At 68.7% G+C, this 20,782-nt stretch carries 16 protein-coding genes; 14 read left to right on the top strand and 2 right to left on the bottom strand.

Annotated features, from left to right (window positions below; all coding sequences use genetic code 11):
* Window positions 1–52: 52 nt before the first annotated feature.
* Complete coding sequence (locus ACVCMC_RS11765; RefSeq protein WP_447097418.1) at window positions 53–2,584, bottom strand: penicillin-binding protein 1A; 2,532 nt, start codon at window positions 2,582–2,584, stop codon at window positions 53–55.
* 254 nt (window positions 2,585–2,838) lie between these two features.
* On the opposite strand from ACVCMC_RS11765, the gene ACVCMC_RS11760 reads away from it, so the two are divergent.
* From ACVCMC_RS11760 to ACVCMC_RS11710, 11 genes are all read left to right on the top strand, one after another.
* Window positions 2,839–3,897 carry a pilus assembly protein PilM gene (locus tag ACVCMC_RS11760; protein ID WP_395121191.1) on the top strand — a complete coding sequence of 353 codons (1,059 nt, stop codon included), beginning with the start codon at window positions 2,839–2,841 and terminating at the stop codon, window positions 3,895–3,897.
* Window positions 3,897–4,616 (top strand): PilN domain-containing protein, encoded by a 720-nt coding sequence (locus ACVCMC_RS11755; RefSeq protein WP_395121193.1) that lies wholly within the window; start codon window positions 3,897–3,899, stop codon window positions 4,614–4,616. The genes ACVCMC_RS11760 and ACVCMC_RS11755 overlap by 1 nt, the downstream gene beginning before the upstream one ends.
* Window positions 4,613–5,263 carry a type IV pilus inner membrane component PilO gene (pilO, locus tag ACVCMC_RS11750; RefSeq protein WP_395121195.1) on the top strand — a complete coding sequence of 217 codons (651 nt, stop codon included), beginning with the start codon at window positions 4,613–4,615 and terminating at the stop codon, window positions 5,261–5,263. The genes ACVCMC_RS11755 and pilO overlap by 4 nt, the downstream gene beginning before the upstream one ends.
* On the top strand, window positions 5,263–5,805 hold the full coding sequence (locus ACVCMC_RS11745; protein WP_395121197.1) for a pilus assembly protein PilP: 543 nt from the start codon (window positions 5,263–5,265) through the stop codon (window positions 5,803–5,805). The genes pilO and ACVCMC_RS11745 overlap by 1 nt, the downstream gene beginning before the upstream one ends.
* A 55-nt stretch (window positions 5,806–5,860) precedes the next feature.
* The gene (pilQ, locus tag ACVCMC_RS11740; RefSeq protein WP_447097417.1) at window positions 5,861–8,080 is read left to right on the top strand and encodes a type IV pilus secretin PilQ; all 2,220 of its coding nucleotides are present in this window, start codon (window positions 5,861–5,863) and stop codon (window positions 8,078–8,080) included.
* A 170-nt stretch (window positions 8,081–8,250) separates the two neighbouring features.
* Window positions 8,251–9,246 carry an AAA family ATPase gene (locus ACVCMC_RS11735; protein WP_447097416.1) on the top strand — a complete coding sequence of 332 codons (996 nt, stop codon included), beginning with the start codon at window positions 8,251–8,253 and terminating at the stop codon, window positions 9,244–9,246.
* Window positions 9,243–10,178, top strand: a complete 936-nt coding sequence (locus ACVCMC_RS11730; RefSeq protein WP_447097415.1) for a DUF58 domain-containing protein — start codon at window positions 9,243–9,245, stop codon at window positions 10,176–10,178. The genes ACVCMC_RS11735 and ACVCMC_RS11730 overlap by 4 nt, the downstream gene beginning before the upstream one ends.
* The gene (locus tag ACVCMC_RS11725; protein WP_395121205.1) at window positions 10,175–10,711 is read left to right on the top strand and encodes a DUF4381 domain-containing protein; all 537 of its coding nucleotides are present in this window, start codon (window positions 10,175–10,177) and stop codon (window positions 10,709–10,711) included. Before ACVCMC_RS11730 ends, ACVCMC_RS11725 begins: the two co-directional genes overlap by 4 nt.
* Window positions 10,704–11,687 carry a VWA domain-containing protein gene (locus ACVCMC_RS11720; protein ID WP_447097414.1) on the top strand — a complete coding sequence of 328 codons (984 nt, stop codon included), beginning with the start codon at window positions 10,704–10,706 and terminating at the stop codon, window positions 11,685–11,687. The genes ACVCMC_RS11725 and ACVCMC_RS11720 overlap by 8 nt, the downstream gene beginning before the upstream one ends.
* Window positions 11,684–13,591, top strand: coding sequence for a tetratricopeptide repeat protein (locus tag ACVCMC_RS11715; protein ID WP_447097413.1), 1,908 nt, complete (start codon window positions 11,684–11,686; stop codon window positions 13,589–13,591). Before ACVCMC_RS11720 ends, ACVCMC_RS11715 begins: the two co-directional genes overlap by 4 nt.
* Window positions 13,588–15,297: a BatD family protein gene (locus tag ACVCMC_RS11710; RefSeq protein WP_447097412.1), complete on the top strand. Its 1,710-nt coding sequence runs from the start codon at window positions 13,588–13,590 to the stop codon at window positions 15,295–15,297. The genes ACVCMC_RS11715 and ACVCMC_RS11710 overlap by 4 nt, the downstream gene beginning before the upstream one ends.
* Here ACVCMC_RS11710 and ACVCMC_RS11705 read toward each other — a convergent pair.
* A complete protein-coding gene (locus tag ACVCMC_RS11705; protein WP_395116005.1) occupies window positions 15,284–15,835 on the bottom strand; it encodes an O-acetyl-ADP-ribose deacetylase in 552 nt (183 codons plus the stop codon). The genes ACVCMC_RS11710 and ACVCMC_RS11705 overlap by 14 nt on opposite strands.
* Before the next feature lie 64 nt (window positions 15,836–15,899).
* Between ACVCMC_RS11705 and ACVCMC_RS11700 the strand changes: the two genes are divergently transcribed.
* The 3 genes from ACVCMC_RS11700 (at window position 15,900) to ACVCMC_RS11690 (ending at window position 20,775) form a co-directional block, all read left to right on the top strand.
* Complete coding sequence (locus ACVCMC_RS11700; RefSeq protein ID WP_395116007.1) at window positions 15,900–16,361, top strand: MarR family winged helix-turn-helix transcriptional regulator; 462 nt, start codon at window positions 15,900–15,902, stop codon at window positions 16,359–16,361.
* A 177-nt stretch (window positions 16,362–16,538) separates the two neighbouring features.
* Window positions 16,539–17,669 carry an efflux RND transporter periplasmic adaptor subunit gene (locus ACVCMC_RS11695; RefSeq protein WP_447097411.1) on the top strand — a complete coding sequence of 377 codons (1,131 nt, stop codon included), beginning with the start codon at window positions 16,539–16,541 and terminating at the stop codon, window positions 17,667–17,669.
* A 7-nt stretch (window positions 17,670–17,676) separates the two neighbouring features.
* Window positions 17,677–20,775 carry an efflux RND transporter permease subunit gene (locus ACVCMC_RS11690; protein WP_447097410.1) on the top strand — a complete coding sequence of 1,033 codons (3,099 nt, stop codon included), beginning with the start codon at window positions 17,677–17,679 and terminating at the stop codon, window positions 20,773–20,775.
* Window positions 20,776–20,782: the final 7 nt, after the last annotated feature.

The raw sequence follows: 20,782 nt of genomic DNA, 5'->3' as shown, positions 1-20,782 counted from the left end.
ACTCCTCGACATTGGATGGCGGCGTCCGGGAGCGGCGTCGCCTGCCCCCGGGTCAGAAGATCTCGTAGGCGTGCTGCTTGTCCTGCTCCTTCTGCTGGGCGGCCTGGCTGCGCAGGCGGTCGACGTCTTCCACCTTGAACATCTCGTTCATGCCGTTGGGGTCGTCCGCACCGGTCGGCAGGCCGCTTTCGCGGTTGATCCATACCGTACTGATTCCGGGCGGCATCGGCAACGTGCTGGGCGGCAGCCCCTTCAGCGCCGCGCCCATGTACTGCATCCACACCGGCAAGGCCGCCTTGGCGCCGAATTCGCCGCGGCCGAGCGAGCTGTAGTCGTCGAAACCCACCCAGACCGCGGTGGACAACTCGCCGTCGAAGCCGACGAACCAGGCATCGCGATGGTCATTGGTGGAGCCGGTCTTGCCGGCCAGGTCGGGGCGCTCCAGCGCGCGCGCGGCCGAACCGGTGCCGCGCAGGATCACGTCCTTCATCAGCGAGGTGATCAGGTAGTCGTTGCGCGGACCGATCACCCGCGGGGCGAGCACCGGCGCATGCCGGGCGCCGTCGTGGATGTCGGCCGGCAGCACCGCATCGCCGACACCGTCGACGCTCTCCGACTCGGCGGGCGCGTCCGTGCTGCCGGCGGTCGCCAGGCGATTGGCCGGCGGCCGGGTCATGTCCGGCGGCGGCGGGCCGGGCGGGCGCGTGTCGAGCAGGCGTTCCTGGCAGTTGCGGCAGGCGCGGGCGGGATTGGCCAGGTACACCGGCTTGCCGTCGCGGTCGTCGATCTCGTGAATGAAATACGGCGTGACCAGGTAGCCGCCGTTGGCGAACACGGCGTAGCCGCGCGCCATGCCCATCGGCGAGACCGAGGCGGTGCCCAGCGCCATCGACAGGTTGGCCGGGATCGCGTCCTGCGAGAACCCGAAGCGGGTGGCGTATTCGCGCATGTAGCTCACCCCGATGGCATCCAGCAGTCGCACCGAGACCAGGTTCTTCGATTGCACCAGCGCCTCGCGCAGGCGCATCGGGCCGGCGAACTTGCCGTCGTCGTTGGACGGCGTCCAGATGCCGTTGGGGCGCGAGGGGTCGGGCAGCGCCAGCGGTGCGTCGTTGACGATCGAGGCCGGGGTGAAGCCGCGATCGAAAGCGGCGGAATAGAGGTACGGCTTGAAACTCGAACCCGGCTGGCGCGCGGCCATCACGGCGCGGTTGAACTTGCTGCGGTTGAAGTTGAAGCCGCCCACCAGGGCCTCGATCGCGCCATCTTCCGGATTGAGCGAGACCAGCCCGCCCTGCACGGCAGGTATCTGCGCCAGCTGCCAGTTGCCCTTCTCGTCGCGGGCCAGGCGGATGACGTCGCCGCGCTTGAGCACGGCATCGACCCGCGTGGGCGCGGCGCCGACGCGGCTGTCGCTGATGTGCGGCCGAGCCCATTTCACCGCGTCGAGGTCGAGCCGGGCGCTCTCGTGACTGGACAGGTACACGCTGGCATGGTCGGCGTCGCTGCTGATGACCAGTCCCGGCTGCATACCCGAGACGCTGCCGTAACTGGCCAGCACCTGGTCGAAATCCGCCTCGCCGGCGCCCTCGGCCAGCTCCTTGTGCGCCTCCGGCCCACGCCAGCCATGGCGGTGGTCGTAGGCGACCAGGCCGTCGCGCAGGGCGTCCACCGCCTCCTGCTGGCGCATGCTCTGCACCGTGGTGCGGACCACGTAGCCTTCGGTCAGGGCGTCATTGCCGAGGCGGTCGAGCACCTGCCGGCGCACCATCTCGGCGAGGTAGGGCGCGTCGACCTCGATCGGCTGCTCGTGGGCAAAGGCGCGATTCGGCTCGGCCACCGCCTGTTCGTACACTGCCTGGGTGATGTAGTTGTGCCGCAGCATCTCGCCGAGCACCCAGTTGCGCCGTGCCATCTCGCGCTTGGGGCTGTTGATCGGATTGACCGCCGAGGGCAGCTGGAAAGTGGAGGCGATCGCCGCGCACTCCGCCACGGTGAGCTGGTCCAGCGTCTTGCCGTAGTAGTACTCGGCCGCCGCCGCCACGCCATAGGAACGATGGCCGAGGAACATCTTGTTGAGGTAGAGCTCCAGGATCTGGTCCTTGGTCAGCTCGTGCTCGATGCGCAGCGCGATGAAGATCTCGGTAAGTTTGCGCGAGTACAGCTTTTCCGGGCTCAGGAAGAAGTTGCGCGCCACCTGCTGGGTGATGGTGGAGCCGCCGGGTCCCTTGTCGCCGCCGGTGATGATCACGTGCCAGCCGGCCCGGGCGATGCCGCGCCAGTCCACGCCGGGGTGGTGGTAGAAGTCGGCGTCCTCCGCCGACAGCACCGCGTGCTTGAGCCGGTCGGGCACCTCGGCGATGTCCACCGGGATGCGCCGGGTTTCGCCGAAAGTCGCGATGAGCTTGCCATCGGCGCTCAGCACGCGCAGCGGCACCTGCATGTGATAGTCCTTGAGCACCGCCACCGAGGGCAGCCGGGGAGCTATCAACCAGTACGCCACGCCTGTCGCGAGCACTGCCAGAAGCAAACCGGAAAAGGCCAGGAGCAGTGCCCAGCGCAACAAACGCTTGAAAATTCGCATGGTGTGGATAGCGAGACCTGAGTCAAAGCATGACAGAGTATAGATGTAGCAACATGCTCGTCAGGCAACCGAGGACGGCTCCGCAAAGCAAGAGGCGCGCCAGCCGGGCAAGCTCTGCAAATGTGGTGGACATCACGCCAATTACTTGAGAAAGTTCCTGTAGACCGTTGCCATTGCGTTAATTTTTAGATTTAATGCCACTGCGCATCCCGCCAGAACTCTGGTCAGGGCGTCAGCGGCAAGGGGGACACACCGTGGGGCTCTTTACACCGAAGAAGCCGGCGCTGATCGGCGTCGACATCAGTTCGACCGCCGTCAAGCTGCTGCAGCTGAGTCAGGCGGGCGGGCGCTATCGCGTGGAGCACTACGCGGTGGAACCGCTCCCGCCCAATGCGGTGGTCGAGAAGAACATCGTCGAGGTCGAGGCGGTGGGCGACGCGATCCGCCGCGCCCTGGCCCGCTCGGGTTCCAAGCTCAAGCACGCCGCCGCCGCGGTGGCCGGGTCGGCGGTGATCACGCGGATCATCCCGATGACCAGCGAGCTATCCGACGATGACCTCGAGGGCCAGATCCAGGTCGAGGCCAATCAGTACATCCCGTATCCGATCGACGAGGTCAGCCTCGATTTCGAGGTGATCGGCCCGGTACGCGACAACCCGGACATGAACAACGTGCTGCTGGCGGCCTCGCGCACCGAGAACGTCGACATGCGCGTGGCGGCGTTGGATCTGGGCGGCCTCACTGCCGGCGTCATCGACGTGGAGGCCTTCGCGATGGAGAACGCCTTCGCGATGGTCGCCGACCAGCTCAACGTCGGCCGCGACGCCCTGGTGGCGGTGGTCGACATCGGCGCGACCATGACCACGCTTTCCGTGCTGCGCAACCAGCGCACCATCTATTCGCGCGAACAGGTGTTCGGCGGCAAGCAGCTCACCGACGAGATCATGCGCCGCTTCGGGCTCTCCTACGAGGAGGCTGGCCGCGCCAAGCGCAAGGGCGGCCTGCCGGAGTCCTACGAGACCGAGGCGCTGGAGCCGTTCAAGGAGTCGCTGATCCAGCAGATCAGCCGCCTGCTGCAGTTCTTCTTCGCCGGCAGCGAATACAGCAAGGTCGACCAGGTGGTGCTGGCCGGCGGCTGCGCCTCGATCGAGGGACTGGGCCCGATGCTGGAAGAGCAGCTCGGCGTGCCTTGCGTGGTCGCCAACCCGCTGGCCCGCATGTCGTTGTCGCCGCGGGTGCAGGCCCAGGCGCTGGCGCAGGATGCCCCGGCCCTGATGATCGCGGTCGGCCTCGCCCTGAGGAGCTTCGACTGATGGCACACGTCAACCTACTTCCGTGGCGCGCGGAGCGGCGCAAGCAGCGCGAACGCGAGTTCTACATGCAGCTGGCCGCCGCTTTCGTGGCCGCCGTGCTGCTGCTGCTGCTGTGGATCTTCTGGATGGACCAGCGCATCGACAACCAGAACGACCGCAACGCCTACCTGCAGACCGAAATCAAGCAGCTGGACGTGCGCATCGCCAAGATCAAGGACCTGGAAAAAGTGCGCGAGCACCTGCTGGCGCGCAAGCAGATCATCGAGCAGTTGCAGGCCGATCGCTCGCAGATGGTGCACCTGTTCGACGAACTGGTGAAAACCATCCCGACCAGTGCGCGGCTGACCGCGCTCAAGCAGAGCGGCCAGTCGATGTCGCTCGACGGCGTGGCGCAGTCCAACGCCAGCGTCGCCGAGTACATGCGCAACATCGAGTCCTCGCCGTGGATGGGCCATGCGGACCTGCGCAAGACCGAAAACACCCATGATGCGACCCGCATGCCCTACCAGTTCGGCCTCAACGTGACGCTGAGCCGGCCCAAGACCGACGAGGTCGACCCGACCAAGGCGCAGGTGGAACCGACTACCTCCACGGCCACGCCGGCCGTACCTGCAGCGCTCAACGCGCCGCCGGCCAGCGCGACCTCCGCCACGGCCAGGTCAACGCCGGAAGTCACGCCCACCCCTGCCGCCGCTGCCAAGGGAGGTGCCGGATCATGAGTTTCTTCAGCGATCTGCAAAACCTCGACAAGAACAACGTCGGCGGCTGGCCGCAGTCGGTCAAGATCTTCTTCACCGTGCTGGTCCTCGCGGTGGTGCTGCTGGTGGGCTGGTACTTCATCGTCAGCGACCAGCAGGACAGTCTCGACACGCTGGCCACCAAGGAGAACAGCCTCAAGCAGGAGTTCTCCACCAAGCAGGCCAAGTCGGTCAATCTCGAGGCGCTGGAGCAGCAGCTCAACGAGATGCAGGACATGCTGCGCCAGTTGCTGCGCCAACTGCCCAGCAAGACCGAGATGCCCGAGTTGCTGATCGACATCTCGCAGACCGCGCAGGCCGCGGGGCTGGAGAGTGACCTGTTCGTGCCTGGCGCGGAAACGCCCAAGGACTTCTACGCGGAGAGACCGATCGCCTTGAAGTTCACCGGCACCTACCATCAGTTCGGCACCTTCATCAGCGGCGTGGCTTCGCTGCCGCGAGTGGTCATCCTCACCATGCACGACGTCTCGCTGACGCCGAAGGCGCCGACCAAGGCGGGCACCGCTGGCACCGGACAACTGGTGCTGGAGGGCACGGTCAAGACCTACCGTTATCTCGATGACGACGAAAGCGCTGCCGCGGCAACCAAGGCGGGGGCGAAGAAATGATGAACAAGTCGATTGCCCGCAAGTCCGCCGGCGTGACGCGGCTGCTGCTGATCCTGCTGGCTGTGCTGGTTCTGGCCGGTTGCACCCGCGGCATGTCCGACCTGCGCACCTGGGTCGCGCAGGAGAAGGCCAAGAAGGGTGCGCCGATTCCGCCGCTGCCCGTGATCAAGACCTTCGAGACGTTCAAGTACGAAGACCAGGACAAGCGTGATCCGTTCAGCCCCAGCACGGCCGAACTGCAGAACGACAACGCGACCAGCGGACCGCGGCCGGACGCCAACCGGGCCAAGGAGCCGCTGGAGATGTTCGCCCTCGACAGCCTCAAGATGGTCGGTACGGTCGGTGTCGGTCCGAAGATGGAGGTCCTGATCAAGGACCCGGGTGGTGTCATCCATCGCGTCCATGTGGGGGAATACATGGGACAGAACTACGGACACATCACCGCCATCAGCGAAGACCATGTCGATCTGGTCGAGTTGGTATCCAACGGCAATGGTGGCTGGATGGAACGTCCCGCCAGCGTCGCACTCGGCGAGCAATAGGTACACAGGGGCAGATGCAATGACCAACCAATTCCAATCCGTGCGGGGCCGAGTCATGCGCCATGCGAGCCGTTACTTCCTGATGGGCCTGCTGATCGTCGGTGCCACCTGGGCCAGTGCCGCCATCGCGGCCACCACCACGCTGAAGAACATCAGCTACGACGCCTTGCCAGGCGGCAGCGTCCAGCTGCACCTGAACTTCGGCGACGGCCCGGTGCCGGAGCCGAAGATCTTCACCACGGACAATCCGCCGCGCATCGCGGTCGACCTGCCCGATACGACCAATGCCGCCGGGCGGCACATGGACATCGGCAAGGGTTCGACCTCCGGCGTCTCGGCAGTGTCTGCCGGTGGGCGCACCCGCGTGGTGGTCGAGCTGATGCGCGCGTCGAGCTACCGCGCCAGCGTCGATGGCAACAGCCTGGTGCTGACGATCAACAACGGCACCGCCGACCAGGCGGTCACCACCGCCTCCACGATCGACCCGACCAAGCGGCTGCCGTCGTCCTCCGATGGCCCGGCGATCTCCAACATCGACTTCCGTCGCGGCCCGAACGGCGAGGGCCGCGTGCTGGTCAGCTTCAGCGGCAGCGGCGCGCAGCCGGAAATGACCCGTCAGGGCGACAAGGTGGTGGTCACCATCGATCACGCCAACCTGCCGGCCAACCTCGCGCAGCGCCTGGATACGCTGGACTTCGCCACCCCGGTGCAGTCGATCACCAGCCGCGTCGGCAACGGCGGCGGCGCGCGCATCGAGATCGACACCAAGGGGACGGTCGAGACCTCGGCCTACCAGACCCCCGACCAGTACGTGGTCGAGGTGGCACCGAAGAAGGCCGCCGCCAAGGATGAGCGCCTGGCCAAGCTGGACGCGCAGCCCAATTACAACGGCAAGCGCGTCACCTTCAACTTCCAGGACATCCCGGTGCGCTCGGCGTTGCAGCTGATCGCCGATATCTCCGGGCTCAACCTGGTCGCCTCCGACAGCGTCGGCGGCAGCGTCACCCTGCGCCTGGTCAACGTGCCGTGGGATCAGGCGCTGGACGTGATCCTGCGCGCCAAGAGCCTGGACAAGCGCCGCAACGGCAACGTCATCTGGGTCGCGCCGCAGGCCGAGCTGGCCAAGTACGAGCAAGACCTGGCCGATGCCAAGCTGAAGGCACAGGACACCGCCGAACTGGTCACCGACTACGTGCCGATCAGCTACGGCAAGGCCTCCGACATCGCCAAGCTGCTGACCACCGGCAGCATGCAGGGCGGCGGTGGCGGCGGCTCCAACACCCAGCGCGGCTTCCTCTCGCCGCGCGGCAGCGTCTCGTTCGACCAGCGCACCAACACCCTGCTGCTCAACGACACGCCGGAGAAGATCAAGCAGTTGCGTGAGCTGATCGCCGTGCTGGACAAGCCGGTGCAGCAGGTGCTGATCGAATCGCGCATCGTGGTGGCCACCGACGACTTCACCCGCGAGCTGGGCGTGAAGTGGGGCGTGTCCGGCAACCAGACCAACAACAACAACATCATCACCACCGCACCGACCGGCGATGGCGCGCTGAAGTACGGCACCGGCGTGCACAACAACATCGTCAACTACAACAACGCAGTCACCGACTGGGTGGCCAACGGCAGCCAGGGTGCTCCGCCGCATCCGGGTGCGGTGACCTTGCCCGGCGGCTTCAACGTGAACATGCCGGTGAACGGCGGCAGCACGCTGGGCTTCGCCATCCTCGGCGCCAACTACGCGATCGACCTGGAGCTCTCCGCAGCGCAATCCGAAGGCCGTGGCGAGGTGATCTCCAGCCCGCGCGTGATCACCGCCAACCAGCAGGAGGCCGTGATCCGCCAGGGCCAGGAAGTCGGCTATGTCACCTACCAGAACCAGGGCTCCGGCACCGGTGGCGCACCGACCGCCTCGGTGCAGTTCAAGGACGCCGTGCTGGAGCTGAAGGTGACCCCGACGATCACCGCCGACAACCGCGTCTACCTGGCGATCAACGTGAAGAAGGATGCGCTGGCCGGCTTCCTCAACACGCCGAACGGCCAGGTGCCGCAGATCGACACGCGCGAGGTGAATACCTCGGCGCTGGTCGACAACGGCCAGACCGTGGTGCTCGGCGGCATCTACGAGGTCAACAAGAGCAACACCGTGTCCAAGGTGCCCGGGCTGGGCGACATCCCCGGTCTCGGCGCGCTGTTCCGCAACACCAAGCGCAGCACCACCAAGGCGGAGCTGCTGATCTTCGTGACGCCGCGCATCCTCAGCGACACCTTGCAGTAAGCCGCCACGCAGCGGCGAAGAAAAGGGGCGGCTTCGGCCGCCCTTTTTCGTGCGCGCCGGCCGCCGGCGCACGTCACATTAAACTTCCCGTGCCGATGATGGTCTGAAGCACGCCGACGCGTCCGCTCTCCAAGGATGCCGCAGGCCTTGCCCCGTAACTGGAACTGCCCATGGACATGCCCGAAAACCCGCCTCTCGGCGCGCTGCAGCAATCGTTCGCCCGCCTGCGCGAGGAGCTGGCGGATTGCATCATCGGCCAGCCGAAACTCATCGATTGCCTGCTGGTGGCGCTGCTGGCCGACGGCCACCTGCTGGTCGAAGGCGCGCCCGGCCTGGCCAAAACCACCGCGGTGAAGGCGCTGGCGGCGCGGATCGAGGCGGATTTCCACCGCGTGCAATTCACCCCCGACCTGCTGCCGGCCGACCTCACCGGCACCGACGTGTTCCGGCCGCAGTCGGGCAGTTTCGAGTTCGAGCGCGGGCCGCTGTTCCACAACATCATCCTGGCCGACGAGATCAACCGCGCGCCGGCCAAGGTGCAGTCGGCCCTGCTCGAGGCGATGGCCGAGCAGCAGATCACCGTGGGCCGCAGCACCTGGAAACTGCCCGAGCTGTTCATGGTGATGGCCACGCAGAACCCCATCGAGCAGGAGGGCACCTTCAGCCTGCCGGAGGCCCAGCTCGACCGGTTCCTGATGCACGTGACGATCGGCTATCCCGATGCCGCGGCAGAGCTGGCGATCCTCAAGCTGGCGCGCGAGCAGGCCAGCCGGCGCGCCCACCCGGCCGCGCCCCCACGCGCGCTGCTCAGCCAGCACGAGGTGTTTGCCGCGCGCGATGCGGCGATGGCCGTGCACATGGCGCCGGCGCTGGAGGAGTACCTCGCGCAGCTGGTGCTGGCGACGCGCGACGCCGGCCGTTATGGCGCGGAATTGAAGCGCTGGATCGCCTGGGGCGGGAGCCCGCGCGCCACCATCGCGCTGGATCGCTGTTCGCGGGCGCAGGCCTGGCTGGCCGGCCGCGCCTACGTGTTGCCCGAGGACGTGCATGCAATCGTCCATGAGGTGCTGCGCCATCGGGTGCTGCTCAGCTACGAAGCGCAGGCCGAAGGCGTCACTCCCGACCAGGTGGTGGCGCGCCTGCTGGATCTCGTGCCGCTGCCGTGAGTGTCCTGGCGTCACAAGTCGCGGATGGCAATGGCGCAAGCGAGGTGTCGCTGGCCGAGCTGATCGCGTTGCGTGCGCGCGTCGGCTCTGTGCGCATGGCGCCGCTGAGCACGCGCGCCGCCCGCCACGGCCAGCAGTCCAGCCGTCTGTACGGCCGCGGCATGGATTACGCCGAGTCGCGCGTCTACCAGGCCGGCGACGATGTGCGCCGACTCGACTGGCGACTCACCGCACGCAGCGGCAAGCTGCACACGAAGCTGTTCCAGGAGGATCGAGAAGGCTGTCTGCTGATCCTGCTCGATACCCATGCCAGCATGCATTTCGGCACGCGGGTGCGTTTCAAGTCGGTGCAGGCGGCCCGCGCGGCGGCACTGGCCGCGTGGTTTGCCACCCGTGCCGGCGAGCGCGTGGCGATGCTGGGCTTCGGCGGCGTCGACCAGTGGTTGGCGCCGCAAGCCGGTGCGCATGGTGCACTCGCCGTATGCGGTGCGCTGGCGCGATGGCACGCGGCGGATCGCGCCGACCAACAACAGCCGCTCTCCGATGCGCTGACACGCGCGGCACACGTGGCGCGGAGTGCGAGCCGCGTCCTGCTGCTCAGCGACGGCTTCAGTTGCGACGCCGCCGCGCGCCAGCGACTGATTGAACTGACCCGGCACGCGGGCGTGGCCGTGCTGGTCACGGCGGATGCGCTGGAGCTGGAGCTCGCGCCGCCGGGGCGCTATCCGCTGGAGCATGCAGGCGAGCGTCGCGAGGTGCGGCTGCAGTCGGCGCATCAGCGTGCAGATTTTCGCCAGGCATTGGGTGCAGGCGCCCGACGGCTGAGTGAGTTGGCCGGCTCGCTGGGTCTGCGCCACGCCACCATCGATACCGCGGCCGATCCGCTCGATGCCGTGGCGGGCCTGATCGGTCGCAAGAGGTCGCCGCGATGATCGCGGCGGCGACGCCGCCGACGGCCGCTGCGCCGGGGCCGGTACTGCGCGACATCCACCTGCCGGCCGAACCCTCGTGGTGGCCGCCCGCACCCGGCTGGTGGCTGCTTGCCGTGCTCGCGCTGCTGGTGTTTGCGGGCCTCGCGTGGGTTTGGCAACGCCGCTGCCGCGTGCGGCAACGGCAGCGGCGCATTCTTGGCGAGCTGGAGAACCTTGTCCGGCGGCACCGCGAGGACGGCGATCGCGCGGCCCTGCTCGGCGGCCTGCATCAACTCTTGCGGCGCGTCGCCCGTGAACAGGACGCCGCCGCGGTGCATCTGCGTGGCGATGCCTGGCGGCACGTCCTGGCGCGGGTGCCGGTGGACGCGGCCACGCAGGACAGCCTGCATCGGCTGGAGCAGCTCATCTACCAGCCACCCCGCAGCGGCGACGAGAACGATCTCGTCGAGGCCGCACGGCGGTGGCTGCGTTTGGCCGTAAAGCCGTCCACATGGAAGCGGAAGAAGCCCTCCTCGGAGCCAGCCGATGCCTGAATTCGCCTGGCCCTGGGCCGTACTGCTGTTGCCGTTGCCGTGGTTGCTGCGCTGGTGGTGGCGTGCGGCCGCCCCGGGCGTCGCGCTGCATCTGCCACAGCCGGGCGTGAAGCTGGATTCGGTGGCTGATCGGCGCAACCACGGTGCCGCGCCGTGGCTGCTCGGGCTGGCCTGGTTGTGCTTGCTCGCCGCCGCGGCGCGGCCGCAGTGGCTGGGTCCGCCGCAGGCGCAGCAGCGCAGCGGGCGGGCGATGATGATGGCGGTGGATCTCTCCGGCAGCATGCGCACGCCGGACATGCAGCTGGCCGGCCAACCGGTCAGCCGCTTCGGCGCGGTGGAGGCGATCGCCAGCGACTTCATCAGCCGGCGCCGCGGCGACGAAATGGGCCTGATCCTGTTCGGCAGCCAGGCCTATCTGGTCACGCCGCTGACCTACGACCTCTCGGCCGTGCGCGCGCAGCTGCAGACCGCAGCGGTGGGCCTGGCGGGCGACCAGACCGCGATCGGCGACGCCATCGCCGTGGCGGTGAAGCGATTGGCGGGCCTGCCGGAGGCAGCGCGCGTCCTGGTGTTGCTCACCGACGGCGTCAACAACGCCGGCGGCATCGCTCCGCGCGAGGCGGCGCGTGCCGCCAAGGCCGCGGGCGTGCGGATCTACGCCATCGGCATCGGCGCCACCGCGATGCAGGTGCCGGGATTCTTCGGCCTGCAGATGGTCAACCCCTCGGCCGACCTCGACGCCGACATGCTCAAGGCGATCACCGCCGAAACCGGCGGGCGCTTCTTCCGTGCCACCGACAGCAGCGAGCTGGCCGACGCCTACCGCACCATCAACGCGCTGGAGCCGATGCCGCGGCAGGGGCCGGCGTTGCGGCCGCGCCACGAACTGTTCCGCTGGCCGCTGCTGGCTGCGCTGGTGTTGCTGCTGCTGGCGATCGTGCCCACCCGGCTGCGTGTGCGGGAGCAGGCGGCATGAGCGAGCTGCTGCAACAGTTCCATTTCCTGCACCCCTGGTGGTTGCTGGCACTCCTCGGCCTGCCGCTGCTGGCGCTTCCGTGCTGGCGGCGCGACAGCGGCCAGCTGATCCTGTCGCGACTGGTCGACCCGGCTTTGCTGCCACGGCTGCTGCGCGGACAGCCGCGCCGGCGCCAGTTGCCGCTGTGGCTGTTCGCGCTGGCCTGGCTGCTGGCCACGCTGGCGCTGGCCGGGCCGACCTGGAACCGCGTCGAGCAGGCGCTGTACGCCAACCGTCCGGCGCAGGTGCTGGCGATCTCGCTGTCGCGGCACATGCTGGCGCGCGACGTGGCGCCGAGCCGGCTCGATCGCGCACGGCTCAAGGCGCACGAGCTGCTGGCGGCCAACCGTGCCGGCCTGAACGCGCTGATCGGCTACGCTGGCGAGGCCTTCGTCGTCGCGCCGCTGACCTCCGATGCCCACAGCCTCGACGATCTGCTCGACGCGATGGCGCCCGACACCATGCCGGTGGACGGCAACGACGCGGCCGCGGCGATCGACCGCGGCGTGCGTCTGGTCCAGCAGGCGAATGCCGACGGCGGCACGCTGGTGCTGATCACCGACCAGGCGGATACCGCCGCCGACGCGGCCGCGCGCAAGGCGCTCGCCGCCGGCGTGCGCGTCTCGGTGCTCGGCGTGGGCAGCGTCCACGGCGGCCCGGTCCCGCTGCCCGAGGGCGGCTTCCTGCACGACGCGCAGGACCGCATGGTGCTGGCCGCACGCGACGCCGCCGCGCTTGACGCGCTGGCGCGCGCAGGCGGCGGCGTCTACGTGGCGATGAGCGCCGACCACGGCGACATCGACGCCCTGCACGCGCAACTGCGCAGCAGCGGCGCCGCCCAGGCCAGCGGCCAGCACGGTGCGCAGTGGCAGGATCGCGGGCCGTGGCTGTTGCTGCCGCTGCTGCTGGTGGCCGCCACGGCGTTTCGCCGCGGCTGGATCATGCTCGTGCTGCTGGTCAGCCTGCCGCTGCTGCCGCGCACGGCGCAGGCCGGCACCTGGCAGGACCTGTGGCAACGCCCCGACCAGCAGGCCGTGCAGGCGCTGCGCGACGGCCATGCCGTGCAGGCGCAGCAACTCGCCCGCGATCCCGCCTGGCGCGGCGTGGCGGCTTACCGCGCCGGCGACTATGCCGCGGCGGCGGACGCGCTGCAGCACGCCCCCGGCAGCGATGCCGCCTACAACCGCGGCAATGCGCTGGCGAAAGCGCAGCAGTATCGACAGGCGATCGAGGCCTACGACCAGGCGCTGCAACTCGATCCGGCCAATGCCGACGCCAAGGCCAACCGCCAAGCCGTGGAAGAGTGGCTGAAACGGCGGTCGAAGCAGCAAAAATCCTCGCCGGACAGCGCGGGCCAGAACAAGTCCGAGCAGGACAAGTCGGGTGACGACAAGTCGGGCCAGGAGAAATCAGGCCAGGAAAAATCGGGTGGGAACAAATCGGAGCAGGACGAGTCGGGGCAGGGCAAATCCGACAAGAGCCAGCCGCCTTCCGGTGCGGGGGAACAGGACAAGTCGTCGAACGGTTCGCAGCGACCCGGCGACGCCGGCACGCACGATCAGCCCGCGCCACGCAGTGCGCGGGAGCGCGCCGAGCAGAAGGCGCAGGCCGAGCAGGCGCAGCGCGCCTTGAAGCAGCAGATGGACCAGGCGCTGGCCGCCGGCCAGTCCGCGGACGCGAAGTCGCCGGCCACGCACCAGCTCGGCACGCTGGACCGGGATGATCCGCAGTCGAAGCTGCCGGCCGACCTGCGCCACGCGCTGCAGCGCGTGCAGGACGACCCCGGCGGCCTGCTGCGGCGCAAGTTCGAACTGGAATATCGCGAGCGCCACGGTGGCGGCGCTCAGGAGGACGACCAGCCATGAGTCACGCACGCATCATCGTCTTGTGCCTGTTCGCGCTGATGCTGCTGCCGGTCGCGCACGCGGCGCAGGTGAGCGCGACGCTGGATCGCGATCACGTGCAACTGGGCGACACGGTCACGCTCAATATCCGCGTCGAGGGCGCCGCCGCGTCCGCCGCGATGCCCGACCTGCAGGCGCTGCAACAGGATTTCAGCATCCTCGGCACCTCGCAGAACAGCAGCCTGTCGGTCGAGAACGGCAAGGCGACGTCCAGCCTCACCTTCGGCATCGCGCTGCGGCCTCTTCGCGCCGGCAGCTTGCAGATCCCGTCGCTGCAGGTCGCCGGCGAACGCACGGCGCCGCTGTCGCTGCAGGTCGACGCGCAGGGGCCCGTGGCGGGTGCCGCGCCGAATCGCGACGTGTTCATGGAGGCGACGGTGGAGCCACAGCGCGGCTATGTCGGCGAGCAGTTCAGCTATGTGGTGAAGCTGTTCTACGCGGGCAACCTCAGCGGCGGCTCGATCGACATGCCCGATGTCCATGGGGCGACGCTGCAGCCGCTGGGCAAGGACATCGGCTACGACACGCAACGCGGCGGCCGCAGCTACCACGTGCTGGAACGGCGCTATGCGCTGATCCCGCAGCAGGCCGGCCGGCTGGAAATCCCTGCAGCGAGTTTCCAGGGCAGTGCGGTTGACCCGTACGACCCGGGCAGCTTCTTCGGCGCCACCAACAACGTCTCGGCCAGCGCCGCGCCGGTGGCGATCGATGTGCAGGCGGCGCCTGCGGATTGGGGCAACAAGGCGTGGTTGCCGGCGCGGGCGTTGAGCCTGACGATCGACGGCTGGCCGGACGCGCAGCAGCCGGTGCGCGTGGGGCAGCCGCTCAACCTCACCATGACGTTGCGCGCCACCGGCTTGTCCGACGACGCGCTGCCGAGCCTGAGCCTGCCGCCGCTGGACGGCGCCACGGTCTATCCGGACAAGCCGGTCAGCCGCAACCACGTCGCCGGGCAGTGGACCGTGGGCGAGCGCGAGCAGGCGTTCGCCATCGTGCCCGAGCGCCCCGGCCCGCTGACGATCCCGGCGACCACGGTGACCTGGTGGAACGTGCTCACCGACCGGCTGGAGGTGGCACAGATCCCCGCGCGCAGCATCGAGGTGCTGCCGGCGATCGGCGGCAGCACGGCATCACCTGCAGGCGCGGTCCCGGCGGCGACGACTGCGCCCGCCACGACCGCACCCGTGCCCATGCTCGCGCCCGCCGGTGCCATGCCATGGCGCTGGATCGCGCTGGCCAGTCTCGCGCTGTGGTTGCTCAGCGTGCTGGCCTGGTGGTGGCAGCGTCGGCGGCGCGCCATGCCCAAAGCTTCCCCGGCGCCCGCGGTTGTGCCGGACAGCGCGCGCCGGGCGCGACAGGAGTTCATCAGCGCCGCGCGCGGCACCGACGCCGCACGACAACTGCACTGCCTGATGGCCTGGGCGCGCGCCGAGCGACCGCACGTCCAGCATCCGGGCGAGTTGTCCGCTGCCCTGGACGATGCGGCACAGCGCGCGGTGATCGACGACTTGCAGCGTCGTCGCTACGCCGCCGGTACGGCGGCGGGCGACGTCGGCGGCACGGCACCGGCGGAGGCGTTCAAGCGGGGTTTCGCCTGGCGCCAGACTGGCACGGGCGATCACTCGGACGACGCGTTGCCGCCGCTGTATCCGTTCAAGCTGCGTTGAAGGGTGTGCCGTCGTCCGGCGTGGCGTCGCGCACACGCCGGAAGATGTCGGCCACGCTGTTGCTGAAGCAGCATACGGTGATGCTGACGCGATCGTCGCGGGCGAGTTCGTCGCGCAGGCTGGCCAGCGCCACCGCGGCCGCCTGCGCCACCGGATAGCCGTACACGCCACAGCTGATTGCCGGGAACGCGATCGTGCGCAAACCGTGCTCGCGCAGCAGCCGCATCGCGTTGGCGTGGCAACTTGCCAGCAGTCGCGCCTCACCTTGCGTGCCGCCCTGCCACACCGGGCCGACGGTGTGGATCACGTGTGCCGCCGGCAACGCGAAGCCCGGCGTGATGCGCGCCTCGCCAGTCGGACAGCGCACGCCCGGACGCACCGACGGAAGCTGCCGGCAGGCCTGCAGCAGCGCGGGACCGGCGGCGCGGTGGATCGCGCCGTCGACGCCACCGCCGCCGAGCAGGCTGGCATTGGCGGCGTTGACGATGGCATCCACGTGCAGCGTGGTGATGTCGGCAATGACGATGTCCAGGGGCATGGCTTTGCAGGAGGCGGGCGGCTTATGCTGGCCTCAGGTTTCGGGCGGCCGGGGGCAGCGCATCATGGCGAAAACGGAAGACCTATCCTTCGGGTATCTGCTCAACGACGTGACCTTGCTGTTTCGCAAGCATTTCGATCGGCGCGCGGTGAGATTCGGGCTGACCCGCGTGCAGTGGCGCGCCACCAAGATGTTGTACCACCGCGAGGGCCTGCGCCAGACCGAACTGGCCGAATCGCTGGAGATGGAGCCGATCGCGGTGGGCCGGGTGATCGACCGGCTGCAGGCCGCGGGCTTCGTCGAGCGCCGCGCCGATCCGCGCGACCGCCGCGCCTGGCGACTCTACGTCACCGACCGCGCACGCGTCGTCATCGGCGACATGGAGCTGATCGCGCGCGACCTGCGCAAGGATGCCACCGCGGGCATCGAGTACGCCGAACTCGAACACGCGCTGGGCGTGCTCAACCGGATCAAGGAAAACCTGCAGGCGCTGGATGCGGGCGAGAACCCGGGCGCCTCCGACTGATCCGCGCGATGTCATGTGCCATCGGTCCTGCACGGGTTGCCGGCGCGCGGGCGCAGAATGGAGCGTCGCCGGTACCGGGTGGGCCCCTGGCCCCCACGGCCGGGCAAAAGCATTGAATGTCGTGGTCAAGCCGCGTGTCGCCCACGCGCCGGTTGACCCGGCGTGGCCGGAGCGAGCATGCCGCAGAACAAATCCGGGAAACTGCTGTTGACGGCAGCTGCGCTGCTGCTCGCCGGTTTCGGGGCGCAGCAGTTCTGGCGCGGGCGTGATGGCGCGGCGAGCGCGCAGGCAACCCCACCCGCCCAGGCCGTGCCGGTCAGGGTCGCCACGGCGCAGCGCGGCGACATCGATCTCTCGTTGAAGGTGATCGGCAGCGCGCAGGCATGGTCCACGGTGACCGTGCAGTCGCGCGTCAGCGGCCAGTTGCAGGCGCTCTCGTTCAAGCCCGGCGGCCATGTCGCCAAGGGCGACACCATCATCCGCCTCGACCCCAGCCTGCTGCAGTCGCAGCTGGACGAGGCGAAGGGCAACCTGGCCCGCGACCAGGCGCAGTACGCCAACGCACAGGCCCTGCTGAAACGCTACGGCCCGCTGCTCAAGGACGGCTATGTGGCCAAATCGGCCTACGACGAGGCCAAGGCCAACGCCGGCCTGTATGCCGCAGCGATGAAGGCCGACCAGGCGGCGGTGGAACTGGCGCGCACGCAACTGGGCTATGCCACGATCCGCGCGCCGTTCGACGGCATCGCCGGTGCGCCGCTGGTGTATCCCGGCGCGCAGGTCAGCGCCAACAGCACCGATCTGGTGGTGCTCAATCAGGTGCAGCCGATCCACATCCGTTTCGCCGTGCCCGAAGCCGAACTGGCCGGGCTCAAGGCCGCGCATGCCCGTGGTGCGGTGCCGGTGATCGTGCGCTTGCCGGGCAAGGCCGCGTCGATGCAGGCCACGCTGGACTTCATCGACAACGCGGTGGACGCCAGCACCGGCACGATCCAGCTCAAGGCCCGCTATGCGAATGAGGACGATGAGCTCACGCCCGGCCAGTTCGTCGAGATCACCCTGCCCACCACGCGGCTGACCCACGTGGTGACGGTACCCGCGGTGGCGCTGCAGAACTCGCCGCGCGGCAGCTTCGTGTTCGTGGTTGATGCGGGCGGCGTGGTGCACCAGCGGATGGTCACGATCGGCAGTGGCACGGCCGACCGCGTGGTGGTCAGCAAGGGTCTGGACGGTGGCGAGCGGGTGGTCACCGATGGCCAGTTGCTGCTGGTCGACGGCGCGCGCGTGCGCGTGCTGAGCGGCGGTTGAGCGGGCCGTGAACCTGCCTGCGCTGTGCATCCGCCGGCCGGTGATGACCGTGCTGCTGATGGTTGCCCTGGTGGTGTTCGGCGTGGTGGCTTATCCGAAGCTGCCGGTGAACGAGTTGCCGAACGTGGATTTCCCCACCATCTCGGTCAGCGCCAAGCTGCCCGGCGCCTCGCCGGAGACGATGGCCACCGCGGTGGCCACTCCGCTGGAGAACGAGTTCTCCACCATCGCCGGCATCTCCACGATGACGTCGACCAGCGCCTTGGGCTCGACCTCGATCACGCTGACCTTCGGCCTGGACCGCAACATCGACGCCGCCGCGCAGGACGTGCAGGCGGCGATCTCGGCCGCGCAGCGGCAACTGCCCACGACCATGCCGACCCCGCCCACGTTCCGCAAGGTCAACCCGGCGGACAAGGCGATCCTGTATCTCACCCTGAGCTCGGACACCTTGCCGCTGTCGACGGTGAACGAGTACGGCGAGACCCAGCTGGCGCAGCGGCTGTCGATGGTCGACGGCGTGGCTCAGGTGAACGTGTTCGGCTCGCAGAAGTACGCGGTGCGCATCAGCGTGGATCCGAACAAGCTGGCCGCCAACGGCATCGGCATCGACACGCTGCAGCAGGCCATCGCCGACGCCAACGTCAACCTCGCCACCGGCTCGCTCAACGGCAGCCGGCAGTTGCTGCAGGTCAGTTCGGACGGCCAGCTGCAGCGCGCCGCGCCGTACAACGACATCGTGGTGGCCTATCGCAACGGCGCGCCGATCCGGCTGTCCGCGCTGGGCCACGCCAGCGACGGCGTGCAGAACGACCAGGTCGCCAGCTGGTTCGACGGCAAGCGCGCGATCGTGCTGGCGATCGACCGCCAGCCCGGCTCCAACACGGTGGCCACCGTGGACCGCATCCGCCAGGTGCTGCCGCAGTTCCAGGCCAGCCTGCCGCCGTCGGTCAAGCTCGGCGTGCTGTACGACCGCTCGGAATCGATCCGCCATTCGGTCGACGACGTGCAGTACACCCTGCTGCTGGCCGGCGTGCTGGTGATCCTGGTGATCTACCTGTTCCTCGGCAACGCCTCGGCCACGCTGATCCCGGCGCTGGCGCTGCCGGTCTCGGTGATCGGCACCTTCGGCGTGATGTACGCGCTGGGCTACAGCCTGGACAACCTCTCGCTGCTGGCGCTGACCTTGGTGGTCGGCTTCGTGGTGGACGACGCGATCGTGATGCTGGAGAACATCGTGCGCCACGTCGAGCACGGCATGGATCCGTACGAGGCGTCGCTGAAAGGCGCCGCGGAGATCGGCTTCACCATCTTCTCGATGACGATCTCGCTGGTGGCGGTGTTCCTGCCGGTGATGTTCATGGGCGGCATCGTGGGCCGGCTGTTCCACGAGTTCGCGGTGACCATCAGCACCGCGATCCTGATCTCCGGTTTCGTCTCGATCACCTTGACGCCGATGCTGTGCAGCCGCTTCATCAAGCATGGCGGGCACGCGGAGAAATCACGCGTGGTGCGCTGGTTCGACCAGGGCTTCAACCGCGTGCGCGACGGCTACAACCGCTCGCTGGCGTGGTCGGTGCAGCGCCCGCGCGTGGTGCTGGGGGTGTTCTTCGCCAGCCTGCTGGCCACCGCGGCGCTGTTCGTGCTGGTCGACAAGGATTTCATCCCGGCCGGCGACACCGGCCAGCTGATCGTCAACGTCGAAGGGCCCGACGACATCTCGATCACCGCGATGAAGGCGCGCCAGCAGGAACTGGCTGCGATCGTGGCGCAGGACCCGAACATCGACAGCTTCATGTCGTCGGTGGGCAGCGGCGGCTCGCGCGCGACCACCAACAACGGCACCATGTTCCTGCGCCTGAAACCCGCCTCCGAGCGTGCGCTCGATCCGGCGCAGATCATCCAGGAGCTGCGGCAGAAGTTCGCCCGCATCCCCGGCATCCGCGCCTACATCCAGAACCCGCCGGCAATCCAGGTCGGCGGCCGGCAGTCCAAGGCGCAATACCAGTACACCTTGCAGTCGGTCGACCTGGATGCGCTGTACGCGGCGTCCGGCAAGGTGGAGCGCGCATTCGGCGCCTTGCCCGGTTTCCAGGACGTCACCAGCGACCTGGACCTCAACGGCCCGGCGATCGCGGTGCAGGTCGATCGCGCCCGGCTGGCGCCGCTGGGCCTCACCATGCGCCAGGTGCAGAAGGCGCTGGGCGCGGCGTTCGGCGCCAACCAGGTCTCCACCATCTACGGCTCGGCCACGCAGTACTGGGTGATCCTGCAGGTCGCCTACGCGCTGCAGGATGATCCGGCGGTGTTGTCGCAGCTGTACGTCACCTCCGGCAGCGGCGCGCTGGTGCCGCTCAGCGCGGTGGCCAGCTTCCAGCGCACGGCGCGCCCGCTCACGGTCAACCACCAGGGCCAGCTGCCCGCGGTGACGATCTCCTTCAACCTGGCGCCCGGGGTCAGCCTGAGCCAGGCGGTGAGCCGCATCGACGGCGCGATGGCGCAGTTGCACCTGCCGGCGACGATCACCGGCAGCGTGCAGGGCACCGCGCAGGCGTTCCAGGATTCGATGCAGGGCATGGGCCTGCTGCTGGTGCTTGCGGTGTTCGTGATCTACCTGGTGCTGGGCATCTTGTACGAGAGCTTCATCCACCCGCTGACGATCCTGTCCGGCCTGCCGGCCGCCGGCGTCGGTGCGCTGCTGACGCTGATGATCTTCCGCGCGCCGCTGGACCTGTTCTCCTTCGTCGGCATCGTGATGCTGATCGGCATCGTCAAGAAGAACGCGATCATGCTGATCGACTTCGCGCTGGAGCGGCAGCGCGTCGAGGGCATGGCGCCGATGCAGGCGATCGTCGAGGCCTGCCACGTGCGCTTCCGCCCGATCATGATGACCACCATGGCGGCATTCGCCGGCACCTTGCCGATCGCGCTGGGCATCGGCGCCGGCGCCTCGGCGCGGCGGCCGCTGGGCCTGGCCGTCGTCGGCGGCCTGCTGGTGTCGCAGGTGCTCACGCTGTACCTGACGCCGGTGATCTACCTGTACATGGATCGCCTGCAGCAGCGCTTCGGGCGAAAGCGCAAGGCGCCGCAACTGGCTGCCGACTGAGGAACGG

Source organism: Rhodanobacter sp. UC4452_H20, assembly GCF_052978205.1.
The sequence above is the reverse complement of the archived record's forward strand: the minus strand, read 5'-3'. Positions and strand labels throughout refer to the sequence as shown.

Excerpts from the sequence above, each read along its gene's own strand:
- ACVCMC_RS11755 (WP_395121193.1), top strand. The coding sequence starts at position 3,897 with ATGGCACACGTCAACCTACTTCCGTGGCGCGCGGAGCGGCGCAAGCAG.
- ACVCMC_RS11725 (WP_395121205.1), top strand. The coding sequence starts at position 10,175 with ATGATCGCGGCGGCGACGCCGCCGACGGCCGCTGCGCCGGGGCCGGTA.
- ACVCMC_RS11705 (WP_395116005.1), bottom strand. The coding sequence starts at position 15,835 with ATGCCCCTGGACATCGTCATTGCCGACATCACCACGCTGCACGTGGAT.
- pilO (WP_395121195.1), top strand. The coding sequence starts at position 4,613 with ATGAGTTTCTTCAGCGATCTGCAAAACCTCGACAAGAACAACGTCGGC.
- ACVCMC_RS11700 (WP_395116007.1), top strand. The coding sequence starts at position 15,900 with ATGGCGAAAACGGAAGACCTATCCTTCGGGTATCTGCTCAACGACGTG.
- ACVCMC_RS11720 (WP_447097414.1), top strand. The coding sequence starts at position 10,704 with ATGCCTGAATTCGCCTGGCCCTGGGCCGTACTGCTGTTGCCGTTGCCG.
- ACVCMC_RS11735 (WP_447097416.1), top strand. The coding sequence starts at position 8,251 with ATGGACATGCCCGAAAACCCGCCTCTCGGCGCGCTGCAGCAATCGTTC.
- ACVCMC_RS11745 (WP_395121197.1), top strand. The coding sequence starts at position 5,263 with ATGAACAAGTCGATTGCCCGCAAGTCCGCCGGCGTGACGCGGCTGCTG.
- ACVCMC_RS11710 (WP_447097412.1), top strand. The coding sequence starts at position 13,588 with ATGAGTCACGCACGCATCATCGTCTTGTGCCTGTTCGCGCTGATGCTG.
- ACVCMC_RS11765 (WP_447097418.1), bottom strand. The coding sequence starts at position 2,584 with ATGCGAATTTTCAAGCGTTTGTTGCGCTGGGCACTGCTCCTGGCCTTT.
- ACVCMC_RS11715 (WP_447097413.1), top strand. The coding sequence starts at position 11,684 with ATGAGCGAGCTGCTGCAACAGTTCCATTTCCTGCACCCCTGGTGGTTG.
- ACVCMC_RS11695 (WP_447097411.1), top strand. The coding sequence starts at position 16,539 with ATGCCGCAGAACAAATCCGGGAAACTGCTGTTGACGGCAGCTGCGCTG.
- pilQ (WP_447097417.1), top strand. The coding sequence starts at position 5,861 with ATGCGCCATGCGAGCCGTTACTTCCTGATGGGCCTGCTGATCGTCGGT.